This window comes from Antiquaquibacter oligotrophicus (assembly GCF_020535405.1).
GTDB classification, from domain to species: Bacteria; Actinomycetota; Actinomycetes; order Actinomycetales; family Microbacteriaceae; genus Rhodoglobus; species Rhodoglobus oligotrophicus.
In genome coordinates this window covers 490,173-513,555 of the sequence record NZ_CP085036.1, presented here as the reverse complement: position 1 = coordinate 513,555, position 23,383 = coordinate 490,173, and the positions used below count along the sequence as shown (strand labels likewise).

The 23,383-nt window shown below is 65.8% G+C and carries 27 protein-coding genes and 1 tRNA gene; 12 read left to right on the top strand and 16 right to left on the bottom strand.

The window, feature by feature from the left end; all coding sequences use genetic code 11:
* Window positions 1–71: 71 nt before the first annotated feature.
* Entirely contained in the window at window positions 72–1,388 is a 1,317-nt protein-coding gene (locus LH407_RS02530) for a bifunctional o-acetylhomoserine/o-acetylserine sulfhydrylase (protein ID WP_322132862.1), read from the bottom strand.
* A 112-nt stretch (window positions 1,389–1,500) separates the two neighbouring features.
* On the bottom strand, window positions 1,501–2,562 hold the full coding sequence (locus LH407_RS02525; protein ID WP_322132863.1) for an acyltransferase family protein: 1,062 nt from the start codon (window positions 2,560–2,562) through the stop codon (window positions 1,501–1,503).
* Window positions 2,563–2,594: 32 nt separating this feature from the next.
* Here LH407_RS02525 and LH407_RS02520 point away from each other — a divergent pair, with 32 nt between their 5' ends.
* Window positions 2,595–3,371: an SDR family oxidoreductase gene (locus LH407_RS02520; protein WP_322132864.1), complete on the top strand. Its 777-nt coding sequence runs from the start codon at window positions 2,595–2,597 to the stop codon at window positions 3,369–3,371.
* On the opposite strand, the gene LH407_RS02515 is transcribed toward LH407_RS02520, so the two are convergent.
* Window positions 3,368–4,837 (bottom strand): MFS transporter, encoded by a 1,470-nt coding sequence (locus LH407_RS02515; RefSeq protein ID WP_322132865.1) that lies wholly within the window; start codon window positions 4,835–4,837, stop codon window positions 3,368–3,370. The genes LH407_RS02520 and LH407_RS02515 overlap by 4 nt on opposite strands.
* 42 nt (window positions 4,838–4,879) lie before the next feature.
* Here LH407_RS02515 and LH407_RS02510 point away from each other — a divergent pair, with 42 nt between their 5' ends.
* Genes LH407_RS02510 through LH407_RS02490 form a run of 5 tightly spaced genes read left to right on the top strand, consistent with a single transcriptional unit; the run spans window position 4,880 to window position 8,521 of the window.
* Window positions 4,880–5,389, top strand: coding sequence for a phosphoribosyltransferase (locus tag LH407_RS02510; protein WP_322132866.1), 510 nt, complete (start codon window positions 4,880–4,882; stop codon window positions 5,387–5,389).
* Between the two features lie 2 nt (window positions 5,390–5,391).
* Window positions 5,392–6,069 carry a uracil-DNA glycosylase gene (locus LH407_RS02505; protein ID WP_322132867.1) on the top strand — a complete coding sequence of 226 codons (678 nt, stop codon included), beginning with the start codon at window positions 5,392–5,394 and terminating at the stop codon, window positions 6,067–6,069.
* Between the two features lie 20 nt (window positions 6,070–6,089).
* A complete protein-coding gene (locus LH407_RS02500; protein WP_322132868.1) occupies window positions 6,090–7,070 on the top strand; it encodes an ABC transporter ATP-binding protein in 981 nt (326 codons plus the stop codon).
* Window positions 7,067–7,882 carry an ABC transporter permease gene (locus tag LH407_RS02495; RefSeq protein WP_322132869.1) on the top strand — a complete coding sequence of 272 codons (816 nt, stop codon included), beginning with the start codon at window positions 7,067–7,069 and terminating at the stop codon, window positions 7,880–7,882. The genes LH407_RS02500 and LH407_RS02495 overlap by 4 nt, the downstream gene beginning before the upstream one ends.
* Before the next feature lie 60 nt (window positions 7,883–7,942).
* Window positions 7,943–8,521 (top strand): GNAT family N-acetyltransferase, encoded by a 579-nt coding sequence (locus LH407_RS02490; RefSeq protein ID WP_322132870.1) that lies wholly within the window; start codon window positions 7,943–7,945, stop codon window positions 8,519–8,521.
* A gap of 8 nt (window positions 8,522–8,529) precedes the next feature.
* Here LH407_RS02490 and LH407_RS02485 read toward each other — a convergent pair whose 3' ends face one another.
* The 4 genes from LH407_RS02485 to LH407_RS02470 form a co-directional block, all read right to left on the bottom strand.
* Window positions 8,530–8,859, bottom strand: coding sequence for a DMT family transporter (locus LH407_RS02485; RefSeq protein WP_322132871.1), 330 nt, complete (start codon window positions 8,857–8,859; stop codon window positions 8,530–8,532).
* 71 nt (window positions 8,860–8,930) lie between these two features.
* Complete coding sequence (locus LH407_RS02480; RefSeq protein WP_322132872.1) at window positions 8,931–9,689, bottom strand: ABC transporter permease; 759 nt, start codon at window positions 9,687–9,689, stop codon at window positions 8,931–8,933.
* A complete protein-coding gene (locus LH407_RS02475) occupies window positions 9,686–10,576 on the bottom strand; it encodes an ABC transporter ATP-binding protein (protein ID WP_322132873.1) in 891 nt (296 codons plus the stop codon). The genes LH407_RS02480 and LH407_RS02475 overlap by 4 nt, the downstream gene beginning before the upstream one ends.
* A complete protein-coding gene (locus tag LH407_RS02470; RefSeq protein ID WP_322132874.1) occupies window positions 10,573–10,929 on the bottom strand; it encodes a GntR family transcriptional regulator in 357 nt (118 codons plus the stop codon). The genes LH407_RS02475 and LH407_RS02470 overlap by 4 nt, the downstream gene beginning before the upstream one ends.
* 84 nt (window positions 10,930–11,013) lie before the next feature.
* Here LH407_RS02470 and LH407_RS02465 point away from each other — a divergent pair, with 84 nt between their 5' ends.
* Together LH407_RS02465 and LH407_RS02460 are read left to right on the top strand one after the other, a co-directional pair.
* Window positions 11,014–12,417 (top strand): amidase, encoded by a 1,404-nt coding sequence (locus tag LH407_RS02465; RefSeq protein ID WP_322132875.1) that lies wholly within the window; start codon window positions 11,014–11,016, stop codon window positions 12,415–12,417.
* 46 nt (window positions 12,418–12,463) lie between these two features.
* The gene (locus LH407_RS02460; RefSeq protein WP_322132876.1) at window positions 12,464–12,808 is read left to right on the top strand and encodes an SIP domain-containing protein; all 345 of its coding nucleotides are present in this window, start codon (window positions 12,464–12,466) and stop codon (window positions 12,806–12,808) included.
* On the opposite strand, the gene LH407_RS02455 is transcribed toward LH407_RS02460, so the two are convergent.
* From LH407_RS02455 to LH407_RS02425, 7 genes are all read right to left on the bottom strand, one after another.
* Window positions 12,795–13,607, bottom strand: coding sequence for an SDR family NAD(P)-dependent oxidoreductase (locus tag LH407_RS02455; RefSeq protein ID WP_322132877.1), 813 nt, complete (start codon window positions 13,605–13,607; stop codon window positions 12,795–12,797). The two genes, LH407_RS02460 and LH407_RS02455, sit on opposite strands and share 14 nt — an antisense overlap.
* Window positions 13,604–13,933 carry a Fe-S oxidoreductase gene (locus LH407_RS02450; RefSeq protein ID WP_322132878.1) on the bottom strand — a complete coding sequence of 110 codons (330 nt, stop codon included), beginning with the start codon at window positions 13,931–13,933 and terminating at the stop codon, window positions 13,604–13,606. The genes LH407_RS02455 and LH407_RS02450 overlap by 4 nt, the downstream gene beginning before the upstream one ends.
* A 65-nt stretch (window positions 13,934–13,998) precedes the next feature.
* Entirely contained in the window at window positions 13,999–15,411 is a 1,413-nt protein-coding gene (locus LH407_RS02445; protein WP_322132879.1) for a dihydrolipoyl dehydrogenase family protein, read from the bottom strand.
* A gap of 9 nt (window positions 15,412–15,420) precedes the next feature.
* Window positions 15,421–16,248 (bottom strand): arginase family protein, encoded by an 828-nt coding sequence (locus tag LH407_RS02440; RefSeq protein ID WP_322132880.1) that lies wholly within the window; start codon window positions 16,246–16,248, stop codon window positions 15,421–15,423.
* Between the two features lie 3 nt (window positions 16,249–16,251).
* Window positions 16,252–16,992 (bottom strand): PspA/IM30 family protein, encoded by a 741-nt coding sequence (locus tag LH407_RS02435; RefSeq protein WP_322132881.1) that lies wholly within the window; start codon window positions 16,990–16,992, stop codon window positions 16,252–16,254.
* A 99-nt stretch (window positions 16,993–17,091) separates the two neighbouring features.
* Window positions 17,092–17,769 (bottom strand): hypothetical protein, encoded by a 678-nt coding sequence (locus LH407_RS02430; protein WP_322132882.1) that lies wholly within the window; start codon window positions 17,767–17,769, stop codon window positions 17,092–17,094.
* Window positions 17,759–18,289 (bottom strand): sigma-70 family RNA polymerase sigma factor, encoded by a 531-nt coding sequence (locus LH407_RS02425; RefSeq protein ID WP_322132883.1) that lies wholly within the window; start codon window positions 18,287–18,289, stop codon window positions 17,759–17,761. The genes LH407_RS02430 and LH407_RS02425 overlap by 11 nt, the downstream gene beginning before the upstream one ends.
* Before the next feature lie 195 nt (window positions 18,290–18,484).
* On the opposite strand from LH407_RS02425, the gene LH407_RS02420 reads away from it, so the two are divergent.
* Window positions 18,485–19,048, top strand: coding sequence for an HdeD family acid-resistance protein (locus LH407_RS02420; protein ID WP_322132884.1), 564 nt, complete (start codon window positions 18,485–18,487; stop codon window positions 19,046–19,048).
* A gap of 218 nt (window positions 19,049–19,266) precedes the next feature.
* Here the strand turns inward: LH407_RS02420 and LH407_RS02415 are convergent.
* Window positions 19,267–19,342, bottom strand: a tRNA-Arg gene (locus LH407_RS02415).
* Window positions 19,343–19,402: 60 nt separating this feature from the next.
* On the opposite strand from LH407_RS02415, the gene LH407_RS02410 reads away from it, so the two are divergent.
* A complete protein-coding gene (locus tag LH407_RS02410) occupies window positions 19,403–20,191 on the top strand; it encodes a transglutaminase-like domain-containing protein (RefSeq protein WP_322132885.1) in 789 nt (262 codons plus the stop codon).
* 9 nt (window positions 20,192–20,200) lie between these two features.
* Here the strand turns inward: LH407_RS02410 and LH407_RS02405 are convergent, their stop codons facing one another.
* Window positions 20,201–20,782, bottom strand: a complete 582-nt coding sequence (locus LH407_RS02405) for a hypothetical protein (protein WP_322132886.1) — start codon at window positions 20,780–20,782, stop codon at window positions 20,201–20,203.
* Between the two features lie 99 nt (window positions 20,783–20,881).
* On the opposite strand from LH407_RS02405, the gene argS reads away from it, so the two are divergent.
* Together argS and LH407_RS02395 are read left to right on the top strand one after the other, a co-directional pair.
* Window positions 20,882–22,534, top strand: coding sequence for an arginine--tRNA ligase (gene argS, locus LH407_RS02400; protein ID WP_322132887.1), 1,653 nt, complete (start codon window positions 20,882–20,884; stop codon window positions 22,532–22,534).
* Window position 22,535: 1 nt separating this feature from the next.
* Entirely contained in the window at window positions 22,536–23,357 is an 822-nt protein-coding gene (locus LH407_RS02395) for an LmeA family phospholipid-binding protein (RefSeq protein WP_322132888.1), read from the top strand.
* Window positions 23,358–23,383 lie beyond the last annotated feature (26 nt).

Below are 23,383 nucleotides of genomic sequence, written 5' to 3'. Positions count from 1 at the left end.
GAGTCAAGTATCCCCGAAACGGCCAGAGCCCCGACGCATGTTACGCGTCGGGGCTCTGGCCGTGAGGAGGATTAGGCGGAGGCGTTGGCCGCCGCGACCTTGCGGGCCGCAGCGAATCCGGCCTCGAGGTCGGCCTTGAGGTCCTCGACGTTCTCGATGCCGACGGAGAGGCGCACGAGGCCGGGCGTGACGCCCGTGGTGAGCTGCTGCTCGGGGGTCAGCTGCGAGTGCGTCGTGGACGCGGGGTGGATGATGAGGCTGCGCACGTCGCCGATGTTGGCGAGGTGGCTGAACAGCTCGACACTTTCAACGAGGGCGCGACCGGCGTCCACACCGCCCTTGAGCTCGAAGGAGAGCACCGCGCCGACACCCTTGGGGGCGTACTTGTTTGCGGCGGCGTACCACGGGCTCGAGGGCAGGCCCGAGTAGTTGACGGACGCGACATCCGGGTGGTTCTCGAGCCACTCCGCGATCTCCTGGGCGTTCTGCGTGTGACGCTCGATGCGCAGGCTGAGGGTCTCGATTCCCTGGATGAGCGCGAAAGCGCTGTCGGGGGAGAGGGCAGCACCCGTGTCGCGCAGGAGCTGGACACGGATCTTGATGACGTATGCGATGGCGTCGCCCAGAACACCCGTGTAGCTGGCACCGTGGTAGCTGGGGTCGGGCTCGGTGAGGCCCGGGAACTTCTCGACGTTCTCCGACCAGGCGAACTTTCCGCCGTCGACGATGACACCGGCGATGACCGTTCCGTGACCACCGAGGAACTTGGTGGCCGAGTGGACGACGATGTCTGCGCCGTGCTCGAACGGACGGATCAGGTACGGGGTCGCGATCGTGTTGTCGACGATGAGCGGGAGGTTGTTCTCGTGCGCGACACCCGCGACCTTGGCGATGTCGAGGATGTTGATCTTCGGGTTTCCGATGGTCTCGGCGAAGAACAGCTTCGTGTTGGGTCGTACGGCGGCCTGCCACTCTGCCTCGTCGTCCTGGTTCTCGACGAAGGTGACCTCGATGCCGAGCTTGGCGAGGGTGTACTTGAACAGGTTGTACGTTCCGCCGTAGATCGACGATGACGAGACGATGTGGTCGCCGGCGCTGGCGATGTTCAGAACCGCGTACGTGATGGCGGACGAGCCGGATGCCACGGCGAGAGCCGCGGTCCCGCCCTCGAGCGCGGCAACCCGCTGCTCGACGACATCGGTCGTCGGGTTCATGAGACGCGTGTAGATGTTGCCGAACTCGGCGAGCGCGAACAGGTTCTGCGCGTGAGCAGTGTCGTTGAAGACGTACGACGTCGTCTTGTAGATCGGGGTTGCGCGTGCGTTCGTCGTGGGGTCGGCTTTGGCCCCGGCGTGAACCTGCTTGGTCTCAAACTTCCAGTCAGACATGTGTACTCCTAGGAATCCTGGGGACGGGCGGCGGCTTGCCCGTCGCACAGCGAGCCTAGGTAGGCGCCGCGGGGTGGTCAACGGATGGTGACACGCGGCGTAACAGGGCCGTCTACGTCGTCTTGTCGTTGCGGAAGAGCCAGGTCGCGCGCGGCTCGATGAGCGGCCGGAAGATCGTGCGTACTGGCGCCGTGGCGAGAACGATCGACACTCCGATGCATCCGATGATGACGGCGATGAGAACCCACGGCGACGCGACGTCGCCGCTCAGGATGCCGCTTTCGCGAACCGGATACAGCACAAAGCTATGCAGCAGGTAGACGTACATCGTCCCCTGGCCGAGTGTGCTGATCCACGAGGCCGATCGCGGTACGAGAAGGAGGAATGCGGCGCTGAGGATGACGGCAACCACGATGAGTCCGAGGCGCAGGAGCCCGGCCCACCACTCGGAGTTGCCGAGGTCTACGTAGGGATCGAGGTAGAACATCCAGTAGCGCAGATCGGCGTCGCGGAATGGCTGGATGAAGACAATGAGCACAGCTGTCCACGCCACGAACGCCCCGATCGAGGCTGCGCGCAGGGCCCACGGCACCCTCTCCGCGAGGCGCCAACGGTCCACCAGCCCCCACTCCTTCAGTTTCCAGCCGAGGACAAAAAACGGCAGGAGTCCGATCGCGCGGGACAGGGAGAACGTCGAGTCGACGTTGGGTAGGTAGCCGACACCGATCGAGAGCACCACCGACCACAGCAGTGGCCACCGGAGCAGAGCGAGGTAGGGGAGTACAAGTCGGAAGATCGCCAACGCGAGAAGGAACCAGAGTGTCCAACTGGCGGTCGTCGGATTGAACTCCCGCCGACCCTCCACGACAAACTGCACGATCGTCCAGATCGTCTCCATGATCAGGTAAGGCAGGATCAGGTCGGTCAGCACCCGCTTCATGTGGCGAACCGTAGGCGGCCCCGAGGCCGAGAAGTAGCCGCTGATGATCGCGAATGCGGGGATGTGGAACGAGTAGATCAGTAGATAGACGACGAGTGCCGTGTCGTCGGCCGGCGTGAGTCGTTGAATGCCGTGACCGATAACGACGAGGGTGACGGCGGCGAAGCGCGCGTTGTCCCAGAACGGCACACGTCGCGTGACGGGGGCCGACGTCGTGGTGGAAGTCTCGGTCATCCGGCCCAGCCTATCCGCGGTATTTTGGGGCGATGGGAGAGCGACGCGCAGTAGTGACCGGGGCCAGTTCGGGAATCGGGGCCGCGACGGTTCGACTCCTCCGTCAGCACGGATGGCTCGTGGTTGCCGTGGCGCGACGGGCGGACAGACTGGAGGCGCTCGCCGCAGAGACCGGAGCCGAAGCGTTCGTGGCGGACATCACCGACCAGTCCGACGTGGACGCGCTCCGCGATCACGTCGCATCGACCGGCGGAGTTCACGCCCTCATCAACAATGCTGGCGGTGCGTTCGGCTTCGCCTCCGTGGAGGACAGCGACGCCGACGACTGGCTGCGGATGTTCGAGGTCAATGTGGTCGGCACCAAGCGCGTCACATCCGCCCTCCTTCCGCTCCTGCGCGCCGGTATCGAGGAAGGTTCGACGGCGAGCATCGTGATGGTCACCTCGATTGCTGGACACGTGCTCTACGAGGGCGGCGGTGGTTACAACGCTGCGAAGTTTGCGGAGCACGCGCTCACCGGTGTTCTGCGGCTCGAGCTCGCCGGGGAGCCGATCAGGGTCATCGAGATCGCCCCCGGCATGGTCAAGACCGAGGAGTTCTCTCTCGTGCGTTTCGGCGGCGATCAGCAGCGGGCCGACGCGGTCTACGACAACGTGCCGGACCCGCTCTACGCGGAGGACATTGCCGAGGCGATCGTGCACTCCATCGAGCTTCCGCCCTTTGTCGATCTGGACCTCGTGACCATCAAGCCGGTCGCTCAGGCGGCGCCGCACAAGGTGGTCCGCGGCACGCTCACGCCGAAGGCTTAGCTCTCGGGTTCGTCCACGTAGCCCGCGTACTCGTCAACGTCGACGTCGGCGAAGGCCAACTTCGGCACGAGGAAAAGCAAAACGGCCGCGACAACGGCGGCACCGCCGCAGATGGCGAACACGGTGAGGTAGCCCGTGAGGCTCGATGCGGTCTCCGAGATGGCGCTCGCCGCACCAGCCGTGAGCACGATGGCGAACACGGCAGACGCGAACGATCCACCGATCGTTTTTGTCGTGTTGGTGAGACCCGTCGCCACACCCGTTTGGCCGCGTGGTGCTGCGGCCGCGGCGGCAGCGGGAAGTGCCCCGACGAGGGCGCCCGAACCGAGACCCGCGATAGCCATGTTGATGAAGACACCGACAACGGTCGTGTGGTTCGGGAGGAAGAGCAGGTAGCCCACGGCGACAAAAAACGTCGCGACGATGAGGGCGATACGCGGACTCGTCCATCGCGAGAGTGCCGGGAAGATCAACGCTCCGATGATCATCGAGACGAGGTAGGCGCCGATGATGTACGAGATTTCGGATGCGTCGAGCCCCAGGCCGAAACCGTTCTCCGGGTCGGTCCCCGCGAACGTCGACAGGGGTGCCTGGGCGCCGAGGATGCTGATGCCGACGAGTCCCGCCGTGAGCTGGATCGGCCACATCGACGGCTGGCGCAACACACGCAGGTCGATGGCGGGGTCCTTCTGCCGCAACTCGAACCGACCCCACGGGACGAAGACGAGCACGCCCGCGGCCATGAGGAGGTAGACCCACCACGCGCCGGGTCCGTTGATGCGCAGGAAGGTCAGGCCGGAGGTGATGAGGAGAAGTCCGAGCGTGAGCACCACGAAGCCCACGAAGTCGAGGCGCCGACCGGGGATGGGGGTCGACTCGGGCACGCCGAAGGCGATGGCGAAAAAGACGAGTGTCACGGCGATGGCGGGGACCATAAGTGTGGTCTGGACATCGCCGCCGAGCGCCACGAAAATGCGACCGCCGCCGAGGGCGCCAAGGATGGCGCCAGCCTCGAGGGCGACAACGAGATAGCCGGCAGCGCGTCTCGTCTGCGATGCCGCCGTACCGGTCGCGCGCCCCCTGTCGAAGATGAGCGCAACCTCGAGCGGCAGCCACACGACGTAAAAACCCTGCAGCGCCCAGGCGATGAGGAATGTCGTAAAGTCACCCGTGAAGGCCAGGGCCCACGTGGCCGCGGCAGTGAGCGCCGTGGACACGAGGAGAATCTTCTTGTGGCCATACATGTCGCCGAGTTTGGCGAGGAAGGGCACAACGATCGCGCTGAGGAGCAACTGTGCCGCCTCGAACCAGTTGAAGTCGGCGTCGCGGATTCCGAGATGCTCCACGAGGTCGGGGATGAGGGGAACATAAAACCCCTGGAGGATTCCGCTCACGAGTTCGACGAGGAACAGATAGCCCACTAGGGCGAAGGTGATGGCTCCGGCCCGACCGCGTACGACAGACATGAACGGATGCTAGTAGGTCTCGCGCCGCAGTAGCGTGGTCTCATGACTGCTGAGGCACGCGAAATCCTGACCTGGAACGACTTCGGGAGTGCATCCCGCGAACTGGCGGCCGACGTCATCCGCAGCGACTACCGGCCGGAGCTCGTCGTCGCGGTCGCTCGCGGCGGTCTGCTGCTCGCCGGTGGCATCGCCTATGCGTTGGGGATCAAGAGTTGCGGCGCGGTCAACGCCGAGTTCTACACGGGTGTCGGCACGCGCCTACCAGAGCCGATCATGCTTCCGCCGCTCCTCGACGAGGCGTCGATCGTGGGCAAGCGCGTGCTTCTGGTTGATGACGTCTCCGACTCGGGTCGCACTCTCGCCATGGTCGTGGGTCTGCTCGAGACGGCGGGTGCCGAGGTTCGCACGGTGTGCCTCTACTCGAAGCCCGGCACCGTTCACGAACCCGACTACACGTGGCGGCGCACCGATCGGTGGATCGTGTTCCCGTGGTCGGCGCTCCCGCCGGTGACCGCGGACGAGGCAGCGTCGGGCATCGTCCTCGACGCCTGACCGTGACACCGAAGCCGCTCAGCGAGCTCGTCACTCCGGACTGGGCCGCAGCGCTCGAGCCCGTCGCGGACGACATTGCGAGGATGGGCGACTTCCTCCGAGCGGAGACCGAGGCCGGTCGCCGTTACCTTCCTGCCGGCGAAAACGTCCTCCGCGCGTTCACGTATCCGTTGAGCGAGGTCAGGGTGCTCATCGTCGGGCAAGACCCCTACCCGACACCCGGGCATCCGATCGGGCTCTCCTTCGCCGTTGACCGGCACGTGCGTCCCGTGCCGAGGAGTCTTCAGAACATCTATCGGGAGCTCCGAGACGATCTCGGCATCGAGCCGCCCGAGCACGGCGATCTGACCGCGTGGGCGCAGGGCGGGGTCATGTTGCTCAATCGTGTGTTGACGGTGCGGGCGGGGGCCGCAGGATCACACCGCGGCAAGGGCTGGGAGCGTGTGACGGAGACGGCGATTCGCGCGCTCGTGACGCGCGGCGGCCCGCTCGTCGCTGTGCTGTGGGGGCGGGATGCCGCGACCCTCGAGCCCATGCTGGGTGACACCCCGATCATCCGATCGGCACATCCGAGCCCTCTTTCTGCTCACGGAGGATTCTTCGGATCGCGCCCGTTCTCGCGAGCCAACGAACTCCTGGTCGCTGCGGGAGGCTCGCCCGTCGACTGGCGGCTCACCTGACAGGTCGATAGAGTTGTTCTATGCCGAATAGAACAACGATCGAGTTCTCCGGACTTTCCAAGACCTTCGGCGCCGTGGCCGCGGTCAGTGATCTCACCTTCAGCGTTGAGCCGGGAGTCGTCACGGGGTTCCTCGGACCGAACGGCGCGGGCAAAACCACGAGCCTCAGGATGCTGCTCGGTCTCGTGCGGCCGACGAGCGGCTCGGCGACATTCGGCGGTACCGCGTACCGCGACCTCGAACGACCCCTCGCGACTGTCGGCACCGCGCTCGAGGCGTCGAGCTTCCACCCCGGCCGCACGGCTCGCAAACACCTCGCCGTCTACGCGGCAGCGGCGGGCATCCCCTCGACGCGTGTCGACGCGGTGCTCGCCCTCGCGGGAATGCAGACCTACGCGGACCGCCGCGTCGGTGGGTTCTCCCTGGGAATGCGCCAGCGTCTCGGACTCGCCTCGGCACTCCTCGGCGACCCCGGCGTGCTCGTGCTCGACGAACCGACGAACGGACTCGACCCCGAGGGCATCCGATGGATGCGCGGCTTCCTCCGCGATCGCGCAGCGGAGGGCCGCACGGTGCTCGTGTCCTCCCACGTGCTCTCCGAAGTCCAGCAGAGCGTCGACCAGGTTGTGATCATTTCGCGCGGACGCGCCGTCTACCAGGGCTCACTCGATGCACTCGACAGCGACAGCGCGGTGCGCGTCGATGCTGCCGATCGTCGCGGCCTGGCCGCGGCGCTCGCCGTGGCCGGATTCGACGTGCGCCCCACAGACGACGCGCTGGTCGTGAGCGGGGCGACAGCCGAAGAGGTGGGGAAGCTGGCACTTCTGGCGGGCATCCCGCTGAACCTTCTCGTCGCGGAGCGGGCCGGACTCGAGGATGCCTTCCTCAGCCTCGTCACCCCCGCCCCCGATCCGGCGCAGGGGAGTGCGGGTGCGCCACCGCCGGGCTACCCGGAGCCCACACCGGTGCCGCCCACGACGAGTTCGGAGGTCACCCCGTGATCGCTGCGCTCCGATCCGAAATGCTCAAGCTCACCTCGGTGCGGCTGTGGTGGATTCTCCTGCTCATTCTTGTCGTCTATGTCGCGTTCACCGCGGCCCTCGTCGCCGGGATTTTTGGCGCGATCAGCGATCAGACGGCAACACCGGGAGCGCCGGCGCTGCCCGCCGACCTCCTTCCCCCGATCGTCTACAGTTCGGTCACCGCCGTTGGGTACGCGTTTCCGCTCATCCTCGGCGCGCTGGCCGTGACGAGCGAGTTCCGCTACCAGACGGTGACCCCGACGTTCCTCGCACAGCCGCGACGCGGAGTGGTGCTCGGGGCCAAGGCAGTTGTGCTCGCGGTCGCCGGAGCGCTCTACGGTGTCGCTGGGCTCGTGGCATCCATCGGCCTGGGCGCTCCGATTCTGGGAGCGTTCGGAATCGAGACCGGGCTCGGTGATCAGGAGACGTGGCTGCTCGCCGCCAGGGCGGTGCTGGCCATGGCGCTGTGGGCGACCATCGGCGTCGGACTCGGAACACTCATTCCCAACCAGGTCGCGTCGATCGTCGTTGTGCTCGCATTCACACAATTTGTCGAACCCATCCTCCGTTTCGGTACGTCGTTCATTGACTGGACAGCGGAGGTCGGCAAGTTCCTTCCCGGCGCAGCGAGCGACGCACTCGTCGGTGCGAGTGTGTTCACATCGCTCGGCGGCACGTCCACCGGCACCGAGCCACTCGAGTGGTGGCAGGGCGGACTCGTGCTCGCCGCCTACGCGGTGGTGATCGCGGTGGCCGGTTCGCTCACGACATGGCGTAAAGACGTCAGCTGACCCGAGCCCGGCGGCCACACTTTGCACGTAGGCTCGAAGCAGGCCGAGGGAGGAGAGTCCGTGCTCGAAGAGGAATACAGCACGCGACGCACGCTGCCCCCGCATTTGCGGCCGGGTGCGGTGCCCGAAACGCCGTTCGAGTACACGGTCCGAGAAGCCACCGAGCGCGACCTGCCGCACGTGCTCGAGATCTACAACCACTACGTCATGAACTCGACGGTCACCTTCGATGAGTCGGCAATGACCTTGCGTGAACTGCGTAAGAAGTTCGCGAAGGTCACCGAAAAGAAGATGCCCTTCATCGTGGCCGAGAATCCAAAAGGTCAGCTCCTCGGGTACGCCTACGTGTACCCGTGGAAGGAGAAGGCGGCCTACCGCTACACCGTCGAGAACTCGATCTACCTCGGGCCAGCCGCCACGGGGAAGGGCCTCGGCCGTGTGCTCCTCCGCGAGCTGATCGATCGATCACGAGCCGCGGGGATCAAGGAGATCATCGCGGTGATCGCAGACAAGGGTGCCGACGCATCCATCGCGCTTCACAAAGACTTCGGTTTCAAAGAGATCGGCCACATGGGCAAGGTCGGATTCAAGTTCGGCCGATGGCTCGGAACCGTGCTCCTGCAGAAATCCCTCAAGTAGCCATCAGGTCAGGCGTGTTTGCCGCCGAGTTCGAGAAGTGCGACGCCGGCGACAATGAGCGCAATTCCGGCTACCTGCGGCCACGTCAGAAGCTCACCGAACGCAAGCCAGCTGATGATGGCGACGAGAACGACACCGACCCCGGCCCAGACGGCGTACGCGATGCCGAGTGGAACACCTCGATTCAGCGTGAGCGAGAGCATCCAGAAGGCGAAGACGTATCCGACCCCGACGATCGGGTAAGCCCACCACACGGCGCGATCACCCGAGGTGAACTTCAGAAAGGTAGTCGCGATGACTTCTCCGGCGATGGCCAGTGCGAGGAACAGGTAGCCCATGCCTCGATCCTCTCGCACAGAACGGATGCCCGGCGCGATCGCTCACGCCGGGCATCCGTCTCGCGTGCCCCTCAGCCCTTCGGTGTGGCCCGTCGAAGGATGAGGTAACCGAACAACGCCGAGGCCAGGGTGATCACGTAGGTCCACGCGATTACTCCCGTTGTGCCAGTGGTGACAAAAAAGTGTCCGACCGCGGGCCAGTTCGACGTGAACGTCACGAGCGCGGCGGCCCCGATGAGCAGCACCGACAGGACCAGGAAGAACGCGGATACTCCGTTGGACTTCCAGCGTACGTAGACGGTGGCGATCGCGGCTCCGAAGAAGAACGCGACCATAAAGAGCGTGAAAAACACGAAGAGGCGTTCTGGCCAGGTCTCGCCGAACCAGACGGCCGTGAACATACGCCCGTGGAGACCCCAGCCGCCCGTGGCTTCTTCGATGATCGACAGGATTGTGAGTCCGATCGAGTACATGGCCGACAGTGCGATGAAGGTCAATCCGCTGCCGAGCCAGAAGTCACGTCGCGTGACGCCGTAGCCGAGAGCGAGCGGGAACGTCAGGTTAATGGCTTGGATCGCCACAATCATCATGTAGACGAAGATCCACGTCGTGGCCCCCGAATACTGGAGCCCTTCCGCCACGTCCGCGACACTCTCGGGCCCGACGGACTCGAAAATGATCATCCAGATGACGAGATTGGCCAGAAAGATGAAGCCAAGGATCATCCACGGCAGGGTGATCGTCGTCCACGGGTTGACCGTGTTCAGCTTGACGACGTTGACGATGCGGCCGAGCGGGCCGACGGCACTGGGTGCGGTGATGGTGCTCATGCGCTCTGCTCCAGTTCATTCACGGTGGTGGTCCTTCTGACGATGAGTTGCTGCAGCGACACGGCGGTCAGTTCGAGACCTGCCGCCGTTGCGGCTGCGCGATCGGCTTCACTGAGGCCGGCCACGGTTACGGAGGCAAGTCCGCCGATCCCGTCGCGTTGCAGAATCTCGCGTCCCTCGACGAACGCGTTGACTGCGGTCGACGTGCCGACGACGGCTGTGGCGGTGCCGCGCAGGTCCTCCGCCGCCTGGTCGATGATGATGCGCCCCTGGTCGATGACGAGCACGTGCTCGAGAAGATCGGCCACCTCGTCGATGAGGTGTGTGGAGAGCACGATCGTGCGCGGATGCTCGGCATAGTCCTCGAGCAGACGGTCGTAGAAGATCTGCCGCGCGACAGCATCGAGGCCGAGGTACGGCTCGTCGAAGAACGTGAGGGGAGCGCGCGACGCGAGTCCGACGATGACACCGATCGAGGAGAGCTGGCCCCGAGAGAGCTTCTTCACACGCTGGGTGGTGGGCAGTCGGAAATCGTCGATGAGCCGCTCGGCGTACTCGGCGTCCCAGTTCGCGAAGAACCACGGTGCGCTTCGGAAGACATGCTTGACGCGGAAGTCGTCCGGGTAGCGCTGGCTTTCTTTGATAAACGACGTGCGCTGGAGAACACTCGCGTTCTCGACGGGCGACTGACCGAACACCCGAACCGTGCCATCGGTCGCAAAGTCCTGCCCCGTCATGAGCTGCATGAGGGTTGTTTTGCCGGCGCCGTTGCGGCCGAGAAGACCGTAGATCTTGCCGGCATCCATGGTGAAGGTGGCGCCGTCAACTGCGGTGAGCGACCCGAACCTCCTCGTGAGACCGTTGGCCTCGATCACGTGGTCGGTCATTGTGCTGTTTCCTTTCGAATCATGTCGGTCAGTTCGTCCACGGAGATGCCGAGCTTCTGGGCTTCGACAGCGAGTGGCCGCACGTAGTCGGTCGAGAACTGGGCTCGCCGCTCGGCGATGAGCCGCGAACGTGAACCCTCGGCCACGAACATCCCGATTCCGCGCTTCTTGTAGAGGACGCCGGCGTCTACCAAGACGTTCACCCCCTTCAGGGCTGTGGCCGGGTTGATGCGGTAGAACCCGGCGAACTCGTTGATCGATGGCACCTGGGTCTCTTCTGGGAAGGTGCCAGCGATGATGTCGTTTTCGAGCTGCTCGGCGATCTGGGTGAAGATCGGTTTCCCGTCGTCCATCGCGCCTCCTCGGTTATGTGGTTAGTTACTTCACTGACTAACTAACCAGGTAGAAAGGATGCTGTCAAGTCCTAGGCTCGAAGAATGTCCGAGCTGCACGACCTCTTCGCGATCGAGCAGCTCGATGCGCTTCGACGGGGGACCATCACTCCCGAAGAACTCACGCGCCACTACCTCGCGCGCATCGCCGAGAAGGACGCAGGCCTGGGAGCGTTCACGACGGTGACGGCGGAACATGCCATCGCCCACGCGCGAGATCTTGAGCGCACCCCCCGCGCGGCGGCACTGTGGGGCTTACCCCTCGCGGAGAAGGACCTCTGGAATCGTGCTGGGGTGCCGACCACCTTTGGCTCTCGAGCGTTCGCAGACTTCGTGCCCGAGGTCTCCGACGAGATCACCACCGTGCTCGATGACGCGGGCTCGGTGAGCCTCGGTAAAACCGCGACCCCCGAGTTCGGTCTCGCTTCCCACACCGAATCGATGGTGTCCGCGCCGACGCGTACCCCGTGGGCCCCGCACCTCGGAGCGGGCGGAAGCAGTGGGGGAGCGGCGGCCGCGGTGGCCGCAGGTCTACTCCCGGTCGCCCCAGGCTCCGACGGCGGGGGGTCGATTCGTATCCCTGCCGCCGCGACCGGACTCGTTGGACTCAAGCCATCGAGGGGGCGTGTGCCGTCGGGGTCGGGCTTTACGAGTCTTGCCGGCCTGGTGACCTACGGGGCCCTGGGGCGACGTGTCGCCGACGTAGCTCTCATCCTCGACGCGATCGCCGGGCCGTCGCCGTGGTCGGTCGGTCCGCCGACGTGGGATGAGGGGCCATGGTTGGGTGCGGCTACTCGCGGGGAGGGGCGCTTCCAGCTCGCCGTCATGACGAGTTCCCCGTGGGACACCAGTCGCGACATTCATGTCTCGCCCGAGGCGACGGATGCCCTCACCGTCGCCACGACACACCTCGAGGCCATCGGGCACGGCCTCGAGTCGCTCTCCCTTGAGCCGGAGCCGTACGGGGAGCACTTCTCGATCATCTGGCAGGCGTCCGCGGCCGGAGTCCCCGTCGAGGGGGAGCGGTTGGAGTTGCTGGAGCCGCTGACCCGCTGGCTCGTCGAACGCGGTCGAGCCTTGAGCGCGCGAGACCTCGCGGAGGCGCTCGCGTGGCTGTCGGGATACGAGCGCCGAATCATCCGTCAGTTCGCGCCCTTCGATGCGGTTCTCACACCCGCACTGGCGCTCACGCCGCGACCGATTGGCTGGTATGACGCTGTCGATCCGGTGCGCAACTTCGACCAGCAGGTCGAATACACACCGTGGACGAGTTTCGTGAACGTGGCGGGCCTTCCCGCTATCGTCCTGCCGGTGTCCCTCACGGCCGACGGACTTCCCATGGGTGTTCAACTCATCGGGCGTCCGGGTGGCGAGGACGTGCTGCTCGCACTCGGTGCGCAGCTCGAACGACGTATCGGCTGGCATTATCGTCACCCTCCCGGGTGGTGATGGGGTCTATACGTCTTAGGTAAGGCATGCCTATACTGAGAGGGATATGACCTCCCCCCTTCCCGCCTCGTGGGACGCCGCAGCTGCCCACCGCTTGCTCTTGGCAGGTGACGAGCGCGCGCTCCCCGAATTGCGCGCCATCTTGTCGCAATTGCCTGTCACGGCACGCGGCCAAGTTTTTGTCGAGGTGTCGTCGGACTCCGAGATCGAGGTGCTCGAGGCACCAGGACGTTTCACGGTCACGTGGCTTCGCCGCGATCGCGGTCAGGACCTGGCACGCTCCGTCGACGCGTGGTTGAGCGAGATGCTTCCCATCTCCGCATTCACCGAAAGCACCGTCTACGCGTGGATCGCCTCGCAGGGGCCGGCGCGACTCCTCAGCTCGAACTGAGCCCCGTCAGCTTTTCCGCCTCGAGCCACAACCGAGAGCCGACTCCCGGCTTTCTGCCTGAGCGGTGGACTCGCCCGAACGGTCGAAGCCTGTCGAAGTAGGTTCCGTTCGGGACGTCGAGGGATGCCGCGGTCGCCAGTTCGACGAGGGGCACTGCACCCTCCTCGGCCGTGATGGCGATCCGCCCTGGGGTGATGCGGTTGCCCGCGCGCATGAGCGGCGATTCCGCGGCAAAACTCGTCGCGACGTATCCGGGGTGGAAAGAGTACGACTCGATGCCCGTGCGTTCCGCGAGTTCCCGCGCGAAGACGATCGTGGCGATCTTGCTTGTGCCGTACGCTCGCCAACCGCCGAACCACGGGCGTCGTCTCCACTGCAGATCGTCGAGTCGCAGGTTGCCGAAGCGATTGGCGATACTCGCCGTCGAGATGACACGGGCCTTGGTGAGCTGCGGCAGGAGGAGGTTCGTGAGGAGGAACGGCGCCAGCAGATTGAGTTGGATCGTTCGCTCGATCCCATCGGTCGAGGTAGCCCTCGTGTGAATGAGACCGCCAGCGTTGTTGGCTAGTACGTCAATCGTCGGGTACGCGTCGCGTAGCTCGGAGGCCAAACGCCTGACCGAGCTCAGATCGTCGAAGTCCGCGAGAAACGATCGCGCTCCGATGTCGGATGCCACCGCGAGGGTTCGTTCAGGGTTCCTCCCCACCACGGCTACCTCGAAACCGTTCTCTGACAGGCGTCTCGCGGCGACCGCTCCAATACCCGAGCTGGCACCCGTCACGACGGCCACACGTGTCATCGGTATCCTGCCTTCGCGAGTCCAGCCTCGATCTCGAAGCGATTTTTTAGGGGGTCCTGTCCCGCCATCAGATAGAGCGGGATGAAGGCGAGACCATACCTACGCCACTGGGCACGGTGCACCGCTTCGTGCTCGAGCACAGAATCCGACAGGGTCGACGACGTGAGGTAGACGGCGCCGATCGTGGTGCCACCTCGCCCGAACGCCCAGCCGGGCATCCCTCGAGCGACAACAACACCACCACGCCGCGAGATTCGGAATCCGCTGAGGAGGGCACCCCACACGAAACCCATGGCGGTCGCGAACCAGTACCCCGGCAATGCCACAACACGACTCAACAGCACTGCGCGGAGCCAGCGCACACGAGATAGCCGGACGAGAAGCCCCTGCCTCACGAATCGCGGCCGTAGGTCTCGAGTAACCGCAACCAGATCTCGCTCAGGGTCGGGTAGGCGGGAACGGCGTGCCACAGCCGATCGAGCGGGATTTCGCCGACGATGGCCATCGTCGCCGCCTGGACGAGTTCGCTGACGTCCTGTCCTACGAACGTCACTCCCACGATGACCTTGCGATCCTCGTCCACGACCATGCGGGCCTTGCCTCGGTAGTGATCGGCCTGAATCGTGGCGCCGGCAACCCACGAGAGGTCGTAGTCGACGGTGCGGACGCGCAATCCCTCCTTCTCCGCTCGCGTGGAGGTCAGCCCGACGGAGGCGACCTCCGGGTCGGAGAACGTCACCTGGGGAACGGCAAGATGATCGGCCGTCGCGACATGGCGACCCCACGGTGCGTCATCCACCTCGGCACCCTTCGCGCGCGCCGCGATGACGTCGCCGGCAGCGCGAGCCTGGTACTTGCCCTGATGGGTGAGGAGAGCGCGATGGTTGACGTCGCCGGTTGCGTACAACCAATCGATACCGGGCACCCGCAGCGTGTCATCCACCTCGATCCACTCGCCAGGCTTCAGGCCAACAGACTCGAGCCCGATGTCCGTCGTGCGGGGCACACGACCGGTGGCCACGAGCACCTCAGACGCGGTGACGGGATCGCCGTCGGAGTGCAGAACGACTCCGGCATCCGTGCGCTCGACACGACTCGGCGAGGTCGAACGGATGTCGACGCCGAGCTCGCGCAGACCGTCCGCCACCATCTCTCCCGCGAAATCCTCTTCGTGAGAGAGCAGACCGCTGCGCGCGAAAACGGTCACCGTGGTACCAAAACTCGCGTACGCCGTCGCCATCTCCACCGCGACAACGCCACCGCCGATGATCGCGAGGCTCGGGGGAACAACCTTCGCGCTCGTCGCGTCTCGGGCGGTCCACGGGTTGGCGTCGAGAAGCCCTGGGATATCGGGAAGCAGCGGATCCGAGCCCGTGCTCACCACCACCGCCTGCCGCGCGCGCAGGGTCGTGGTGGTTCCCGAACTATCCGTGACCTCGACGGTGCGCTCGCCGACGATCCGGCCGTGACCGCGCACGAGGGAGATGCCCGCCCCGTCAACCCACTCGACCTGGCTCGAATCGTCCCAGTCGTGAACGATCCGCGATCGACGGTGGAGCACGGCGCTCGCATCGAGCGCCCCCGTCACTGCCTCCCGCGCACCCTCGAGGCGCTGCGCCGCGCGGAGAGCCGAGCCGCTGCGGATGAGCGCCTTCGACGGCATACACGCCCAGTACGAGCACTCCCCGCCGACCAGCTCGCTCTCAATGAGAACGGCGGTCAGTCCGCCCTGCACGGCCCGGTCCGCCACATTCTCGCCGACGGCGCCGGCCCCGATCACGATGACGTCGTATTCGTCAGACATGGCCTCAGCCTAGGTCGAGCGCCGCGATGTCAGGGCAGCGATGAGACGCAACACGGTCGGCATGTCGTCCGCGGCATCCATAGCGTTCGCCGGCGCGAAGGCGGTGATACCGGCCCCCGCGAGCTCGAACCGTTCCGTGAGTGCCCGGATGCCCGCCACCAACTCTCTCGTCGGCACCCCGAACGGCTGCGGAGCGGTGAGGCTCTCGAACTCCGCCGGGTCCAGAACGTCGAGGTCGATGTGCACGTAAACGCGGCTCGCGCCCGTCGCTTCGACAGCCTCCAGGAGTCGCGCGGCGGTCACCTGCTCTGGCCCGAGCACGGCCATGGCGGTCTGGTCGAGGTATTCCTCCTCGTGTGCGTCGAATGCTCGTGCTCCAGCGAGGATGACGCGCTCGGGTGAGAGTGGCGCTGCGGGCACCAGGTTCGCGGGGCCGTCACCCAGGAGCGTGCGCAGGACCATGCCGCCGAACGCGCCAGAAGGACTCGACTCTGGAGTGTTCAGGTCGGGGTGGGCGTCGAACCAGACCACCGCGACATCCGGCGCGATGACGGGCGCTATGGCCCCGGCTTCGATTCCGCAGTCTCCGCCGATGACGATGACCGGGTCGGTCGCCCGAGTCACGTGTTCACGAACACGCTCGGCGACGGTGGTCAGGGAACTCAATCGAAGAACGCTCGAACCGAGCGCGTCACCTGCCTCGAGCGGTACCTCGACGCGCGCTGTTGTGCTCGACGGCAGGTCGCCGGAGATCGTTTCGGCACCATCGACGAGCCGCATGGCCCGAGACGATCCCGAGCCCTGCCACTGGGGAACGATGAGAAAGGTCGACGGCACGACTCACTCGCCCGACGTGACCGCCTTCGGGCTCCCTCCCGCTTTGAGCTGCGCGAGCCTGGTCTCGATCTCGGCTTGCGCACTCAGGTCTTCGAGGGACTCGAACTGGGCGTCGAGGCGGGACGCCGCGAGCTCCTGGTGGCCGAGTACCTTCGCTTCCTCGCGACGAATTTTGTCTTCGAAGCGGCTGATCTCGCTCGTCGGGTCGAGTAGGTCGATGGATCCGATCGCCTCGTGCACCTGCTTCTGGGCTTCGGCCGTTTTGGCGCGAGCGACGAGCTCGTCCCGCTTGGAGGTGAGCTCGTTGAGCTTCGACCGCATGCCGTCGAGGCCCTTCTTGAGCTGTTCGACGACGGCCGTCTGCGACGCGATAGTCGGCTCCGCGTTGCGCGCCTCGTTCTCCGACGAGACCTGCTTGCCGAGTGCGATCTTGGCGAGGTTGTCGAACTTGTCCGCGTCGGTGGTGTTGCCTGCCGCGCGCAGCTCGTCGGCTTTGGCGCTCGCCGCGAGAGCCTTGCGGCCCCAATCCTCGGCGGCTGCGACATCCTCCGCGTGGTCCTGCTCCATGAGACGCAGGTTGCCGATGGTCTGAGCGACGGCGCTCTCGGCTTCCGCGATCGAGTTCGTGTAGTCACGCACCAACTGGTCCAAGAGCAACTGCGGGTCCTCCGCCTGATCGAGGAGCGCATTGATGTTTGCCTTGAGGAGCTGGGTGATGCGACCGAGGATGGACTGCTTGGCCATGAATCGTGCCTTTCGTGTGGGGTCGACCGACGGGATCGAGACAATCGCGACCGTGCTAGAAACCTACCGCCGGGGCGAAATCGCCACCACTGTCGACGGTCACTCCAAGGTGATTGCGACGGTCGGCGCCGCGATGACGCCCGCGGGCGCAAAATCGACGGCGACCACGATGTCGTAGCTCCCGGGCGCGAGCGGTTCGCTCGAGCATCCGGTGAGGGCGAGGGATGCTGCGAGGTCGATCGACTCGCCGCCGGCGAGATCCACATCCGTACCGGTGTACTCGGGTGAGCCGACCGCGACGATCACGCCCGCCTGAGCAAGGGCCGCGACCGGTGCGGTCGTCAACACCCCGGACACGGATTCGGTCGACGTGTTCGTGACGGCGACACGGCCCGGCACCGTACCGTCGTCGACGGATGCCACTGCCGGGAACGTGCTCGTGAGCTCCAACCCGCTCGCCGCCGCGGGAACGCTGTCCACTGCTGCGCCGCACGCGAGCGACTCGATCGCACCAAACTGCTTCATCGTCTCCAGGTCGCCGGACTCCTCGCTCATCACGGCGGAATCAGCACCACCCGACGAGCCGACGGGCGCGAGGAGTGAGGCGTTGACGGCCACCACGCCCACTCCGGCAAGGGCGAGCACACCGATCCCGCCAGCGGCCAGTTGGCGGGGCAGCCTGCGGCGCCGACTACGAGCGATCACAGCGTTCGCGTCGAGCCCTCCGGGTGCTTCCGCCCCCGCGAGGAGCTTGCGGAGATCATCCTCATCGCGCATCCCGTGTCACCTCCTCATCCGACATGGAGACCGCCAGCTTGGCGAGCGCGTCGCTCAGGTACCGCTTTACGGCTCCGGGGCTGATGCCCAACCATTCGGCGATGTCATCGACCTTGAGATCCTCGTAGTACCTCAGCACGACGCACGCGCGCTCGCGCGGCGCGAGTTTGCGCAACTCCGCCTGCACGTCGATGTGCGAGTCGACACCGCCCGTGCGCGCGTCGTCCTGCTCCGGCGTGGCCTCCAGGTGAGCGATGCGACGCCAGCGGGAAACTCTCCGCCCCGCGTCTAGGTAGCTGTTCAGAATGGTGCGTCTCACGTAGGCCTCGGCGCTGGCAATGCTGAAGCCGTTGCGCAGCCGCCCGAACGTTTTGACGAGCGCGTCTTGGACGAGATCGGATGCCTCGTCCCGATCGCCGCAGATGAGAAAGGCGTACCTCGTGAGGGCGTCGCCACGGTCGGCCACGAGACGCGTGACAACCTGCTCCCACGTGGGAGGGCTCGCCTCATCCGTCGTCACGCCGCCCCTCCTCGGAACCCCAGTCGCTCCCGACACCGTACCGGCGCGTGCCGTCACCGTTGTACTCACACTCGATAAGACGCACAGCTCGGCGAAAACGTTGTGTGACAGAGGCGTCAGGATGCTCGGCGAGCGCTAACGTGTGGTGCATCGGTCCGCATCGACGCGGGCCGCGACGAGAGGCTGGGGCTGGCCATGGCACGACAAGCAGGCACAACTGAACTGACCGGGTTCTTCCGTCAGACACGGATCGTGTGGGGGTTGCGCGCCGCCGCGGCCCTCATCCTCGGCATCCTCGTGCTCGTCTGGCCCCAATCGACGGTGAACGTGCTGGCGGTCATCCTCGGTATCTACTTCGTCATTCTGGGCATCATCCGCATCGTTCAGGGCTTCATCGACAAAGACCTCAACGGAGGCGGGAAGGCCGCCAACTTCATCCTTGGTGCGGTCATTCTCGCGGCGGGGGTCATCGTCATTCGCAACCCGTTCGAGACCGCGGTTTTCATCGTCATCCTCATCGGTGTCTCGTGGATCTTCGAGGGGGTCGCAACCCTCATCGACACGGCGCGCGGCAACGGTTCGGGGGTGACGATCGTCATCGGCATCCTCATCGCCCTCGCCGGGGTGCTCGTCATCCTCTTCGCTGACGGCGTCACCATCGCCTACGCGATCTTCTTCGGCATCACCCTCATTGCGGTCGGAGTGCTCGACCTTGTGCTCCTCATCACCGTGGGAAGGGTGCTCGCGGCGCGTAAGTAGGTGGTGCGAGTGTTCCGAAAGGTGAAAGGCCCCACCCGATGGGCGGAGCCTCTCCCCATTGGTGCCCCCAGCAGGATTTGACTCCCCACCGGCACGGCCGTCACACGGCTGCGCCGTGCGCCGGAACCGGCGCGGCGGGGGACCCCAGGAACAGCCTCGCGTCCGGCTAACGGTACAAATGGGAAGAGGCCCCACCCTCTGGGCGGAGCCTCTCCCATTGGTGCCCCCAGCAGGATTTGAACCTGCGGCCTTCTGCTCCGGAGGCAGACGCTCTATCCCCTGAGCTATGGGGGCCAGGGTGACTCCACAGTACCAGCGCCGAGTGCTGGGCGATCCCCGTGACAGTATCGACCCATGATCAGGAATGTGGCAGTACACCTCGACCTTGAACTCGGCGGCGCCACCAACCTGGTTTTCGGCATTGCCGCAGCCCAGGGCGCGGCCATTCGCGCGGAGAATCTCGAGTTCTCGACGGCGGCGCTCGCCGTGGATGAACTCATCGACACTCACGGAAGCCGGCTCCACGTCGCCGACGCCGAACCCGGTCGACTCAGCGTCGACTACCGCCTGGAGGTCGAGGGGCGAGCAGAACCAGCGCCGACGGATCGCCTCGATCTCATCCGGTACCTGCGGCCGAGCCGCTACTGCGAATCGGACAGCCTCACACCCATGGCGCGACAAACCTTTTCGGGACTGTCCGGACACGCGCTGCTGACCTCCGTCGTCGACTGGGTCAGTTCGCACCTCACCTACGTCTCCGGCTCGAGCGAACCCACCGACGGTGCCGTCCAGACCCTCGCCGACCGCCGCGGAGTATGTCGGGACTACGCCCACCTGGTCATCGCCCTCCTGCGCGCGCTCGACATCCCGGCGCGCATGGTTGCCGTCTACGCCCCCGGCCTCTCACCCATGGACTTCCATGCCGTCGTTGAAGCCCACATCGACGGTCAGTGGTGGCTCGTGGATGCAACGAGACTGGCTCCCCGCCAGAGCATGCTCCGCATCTCGACGGGCCGGGACGCGGCGGATGTCGCTTTCCTCACCAACCACGGGTCAGACCTGACGCTGCTCACCATGGAGGTGCTCGCCGTGGTCGATGAGCTCCCGTACGACGATGGTGAGCAGCCGGTTCAGCTCGGTTGACGGGAAGCGTCAGTAGCCGGCGGTCACCGCGTTGACGAACGGTGCGGCATCCGCGGCCGACGCGAACATGCTCGACGACACCGTGATCCAGTAGGGCCCGCGAAAGACCTGCGCTCCGCTGTCGCTCGCGAAGTACCCGGCGTCGCCGAAGTCGGCAACGGCCGTGCCGGACGCGTCGGCGGATGCCCGGCGGCTGGCCGCGGCATCCGGTGTCAGTTCAGCGACCGCGATGTCGATGGTGACCGAGCTCGTCTCGTGGATCCACCGGCACGCGGTTCCGCCGTCGGCGACAGCCGTCGCGGCGAGAGATCCGGCCGCGGGTTCGGCTGGTCCGAGCGACGAGAAGTTGGGGTCGAGACCGTAGAGCGTGTCGGGGGAGAGGAGCTCGTCGCACGAAACCGAATACGGAATCGGCCCGTCCGGGGTGGGTGTCGGAGTGGGAGTGCTCGACGGTGCGGCACCGGGGGTGCGCGTCGTGGAGGCGCTCGGCGTCGGGCGGTCGCTCGGTTCTTGGGTGGGAACGCAGGCGCTCAGGGTGAGCGCGGTGATGGCCAGCACGGGGAGAGCGATCGCTGCGCGCACGGAGAACATGCGTTCATCCTCACCCGCCCGCACCGTGGCGGGGGGCAGGTTGGCCGCGCGTCGCCAGGCCCGACGACATGCCGTGGCTGGGCGGTACTCTTGGGGATCGTGAATCCTGCCGAGCTCTCCTCCGCCCTTCTCGTTGTCGTCCAGAAGGTCGTTGCGGACCGCGGTTCGGATCTGGCCCCCACGGACGTTCCGCTCGAGCGGCCCCGTAATCGGGAACACGGTGATTGGGCAACAAACATCGCGATGCGGTTGGCGAAGCCCCTCGGCGTGAACCCGCGGGAACTCGCCGAGGAGATCGCTTCCGGCGCCCGCGCCATCGATGGTGTTGCGTCGGCGGATGTCGCGGGCCCCGGCTTTCTCAACATCACCCTCGACGCGGCGGCCGCCGGTGCGCTGGCCAAGCGCATCGTGGAGGAGGGCGCGGACTACGGGCGCGGCGACCTCTACGCGGGAGTCCCCATCAATCTCGAGTTCGTCTCCGCGAACCCCACTGGGCCGATTCACATCGGCGGGGTCCGTTGGGCTGCCGTCGGTGACAGCCTCGCGCGTATCTTCGAGTTCGAGGGTGCCGACGTCACGCGCGAGTACTACTTCAACGATCACGGCGCCCAGATCGACCGTTTCGCCCGCAGCCTTCTCGCAAGCTGGCTCGGCGAGCCAACGCCCGAGGACGGGTACGGCGGTCAGTACATCTCCGATATCGCTGCTCGCGTGATCGCCGACTACCCCGGAGACCTGTTCCACATTCCGCGCGAGGAACAGCAGGAGGTTTTCCGCGCGGTCGGCGTCGAGCTCATGTTCGGCGACATCAAGGCGAGCCTCCACGATTTCGGTGTCGACTTCGACGTCTACTTCCACGAGAACGAACTGCACGACTCCGGAGCGGTGGAGCGGGCCATCCAGCGTCTGCGCGACCTCGGCACGATCTACGAGAAGGACGGCGCGGTTTGGTTCCGCTCGACCGACTTCGGCGACGATAAGGACCGTGTTGTCATCAAGTCCGATGGCGAGGCCGGCTATATCTCTGGTGATCTCGCCTACTACTTGAACAAGCGCGAGCGCGGTTTCGAGCGCAACCTCATCATGCTCGGTGCCGACCACCACGGCTACGTGCAGCGACTCATGGCGATGACGAAGGCCTTCGGCGACGAACCCTACGTCAACCTGGAGATCCTCATCGGTCAGCTCGTAAACCTCGTACGTGACGGCGAACCCATGCGGATGTCGAAGCGCGCTGGCACGGTTGTGACGCTCGAGGATCTGGTCGAAGCGGTCGGAGTGGATGCCGGGCGATACGCGCTCGTGCGGTCATCCATCGACTCCCAAGTCGACATCGATCTCGAGCTCTGGGGCAAGCACACCCCGGACAATCCGGTGTTCTACGTTCAGTATGCGCATGCGCGCACCCACTCGGTCGCTCGGAACGCGGCAGAGTACGGCGTCGACCGCTCGGCGTTCGATGCGAGTCTGCTGAGCCACGAGTCCGAGAGTGTTCTGCTCGGTGTTCTTGCCGAGTTCCCGCGTATCGTGCGCCAGGCGGCGGAGTTGCGGGAGCCGCACCGTGTCGCCCGGTACGCCGAAGAGCTCGCCGGCGCCTATCACAGCTGGTATTCGAGCTGCCGTGTCACCCCGCAGGGCGACGAACCAATCACCGATGTGCACCGCACGCGGTTGTGGCTCAACGACGCTGTCGGCCAGGTGCTCGCCAACGCGCTCGGCCTGCTCGGCGTAACCGCCCCAGAACGCATGTGACATGACCGAGCCCCTCGCAGCGCGTGAACCCGGCCCCACGATCGTGGTGCCGGCGCCACGCCGCAAGCGACGGGGTGTTGGTGTGCTCATCGGCCTGCTCGTCGTTGTCGTGCTCCTCGCGGTGGCCGCGATCGTCGGCGAATCGCTCGCGCGGGCCTATGCCCAGGACTACGTGCGCGACCGCATCCTCGAGTCCTTGCCCGTTGACCCGTCGACGCCCATCGACGTGCGGGTCGGGGGAGGCCCCGTGCTCCTGCAGGCGCTCGCCGGCCGCATGACGGAGATCGATGCGACGATCCCCGAGTTCGTCGTCGGAGGGGTGTCGGGTTCTGCCGAGGTGAGTGCGCGCGGCATCCCGCTCGACGAGACACAGCCGACGGATGCCCTGCGCATCGACGTACGTATCCCCGAGTCGGGCGTTCAGACACTCTCGTCCTACCTCAGCGGCATCGACCTCGAGTCGATTGAACTCGGGGGAGGGTTGATCACCGTCACTACAACGCTCGACCTCGTGCTGGTGCAACTCCCGGTCTCCATCGGCTTGGCGCCGTCGGCGGCCGACGGCGGCATCGCGTTCTCCCCGGAGACGATCACCCTCGAGGGTCAGGCGATCTCAGTTGATGACTTGCGGTCCAACCCCCTCGTCTCGAGTCTGGCGGGCAGTCTCCTGAATTCGCAGACCTTCTGTATCGCCGACTCGCTGCCCGCAGCGTTCTCGGTGACCGATGTGGCCGTCGAGGGAAGCGATCTCGTGGCGACGATCGAGGGTGACGGTATCGCGTTCGGGGATCCGGCGCTGCTACAGACGGGCACCTGCCCTTAGCGCCGTCACGGGTCGCGACGCCCCGG

Excerpts from the sequence above, each read along its gene's own strand:
- LH407_RS02530 (WP_322132862.1), bottom strand. The coding sequence starts at position 1,388 with ATGTCTGACTGGAAGTTTGAGACCAAGCAGGTTCACGCCGGGGCCAAA.
- LH407_RS02525 (WP_322132863.1), bottom strand. The coding sequence starts at position 2,562 with ATGACCGAGACTTCCACCACGACGTCGGCCCCCGTCACGCGACGTGTG.
- LH407_RS02520 (WP_322132864.1), top strand. The coding sequence starts at position 2,595 with ATGGGAGAGCGACGCGCAGTAGTGACCGGGGCCAGTTCGGGAATCGGG.
- LH407_RS02515 (WP_322132865.1), bottom strand. The coding sequence starts at position 4,837 with ATGTCTGTCGTACGCGGTCGGGCCGGAGCCATCACCTTCGCCCTAGTG.
- LH407_RS02510 (WP_322132866.1), top strand. The coding sequence starts at position 4,880 with ATGACTGCTGAGGCACGCGAAATCCTGACCTGGAACGACTTCGGGAGT.
- LH407_RS02500 (WP_322132868.1), top strand. The coding sequence starts at position 6,090 with ATGCCGAATAGAACAACGATCGAGTTCTCCGGACTTTCCAAGACCTTC.
- LH407_RS02485 (WP_322132871.1), bottom strand. The coding sequence starts at position 8,859 with ATGGGCTACCTGTTCCTCGCACTGGCCATCGCCGGAGAAGTCATCGCG.
- LH407_RS02480 (WP_322132872.1), bottom strand. The coding sequence starts at position 9,689 with ATGAGCACCATCACCGCACCCAGTGCCGTCGGCCCGCTCGGCCGCATC.
- LH407_RS02475 (WP_322132873.1), bottom strand. The coding sequence starts at position 10,576 with ATGACCGACCACGTGATCGAGGCCAACGGTCTCACGAGGAGGTTCGGG.
- LH407_RS02470 (WP_322132874.1), bottom strand. The coding sequence starts at position 10,929 with ATGGACGACGGGAAACCGATCTTCACCCAGATCGCCGAGCAGCTCGAA.
- LH407_RS02465 (WP_322132875.1), top strand. The coding sequence starts at position 11,014 with ATGTCCGAGCTGCACGACCTCTTCGCGATCGAGCAGCTCGATGCGCTT.
- LH407_RS02460 (WP_322132876.1), top strand. The coding sequence starts at position 12,464 with ATGACCTCCCCCCTTCCCGCCTCGTGGGACGCCGCAGCTGCCCACCGC.
- LH407_RS02455 (WP_322132877.1), bottom strand. The coding sequence starts at position 13,607 with ATGACACGTGTGGCCGTCGTGACGGGTGCCAGCTCGGGTATTGGAGCG.
- LH407_RS02445 (WP_322132879.1), bottom strand. The coding sequence starts at position 15,411 with ATGTCTGACGAATACGACGTCATCGTGATCGGGGCCGGCGCCGTCGGC.
- LH407_RS02435 (WP_322132881.1), bottom strand. The coding sequence starts at position 16,992 with ATGGCCAAGCAGTCCATCCTCGGTCGCATCACCCAGCTCCTCAAGGCA.
- LH407_RS02430 (WP_322132882.1), bottom strand. The coding sequence starts at position 17,769 with ATGCGCGATGAGGATGATCTCCGCAAGCTCCTCGCGGGGGCGGAAGCA.
- LH407_RS02420 (WP_322132884.1), top strand. The coding sequence starts at position 18,485 with ATGGCACGACAAGCAGGCACAACTGAACTGACCGGGTTCTTCCGTCAG.
- LH407_RS02410 (WP_322132885.1), top strand. The coding sequence starts at position 19,403 with ATGATCAGGAATGTGGCAGTACACCTCGACCTTGAACTCGGCGGCGCC.
- LH407_RS02405 (WP_322132886.1), bottom strand. The coding sequence starts at position 20,782 with ATGTTCTCCGTGCGCGCAGCGATCGCTCTCCCCGTGCTGGCCATCACC.
- LH407_RS02395 (WP_322132888.1), top strand. The coding sequence starts at position 22,536 with ATGACCGAGCCCCTCGCAGCGCGTGAACCCGGCCCCACGATCGTGGTG.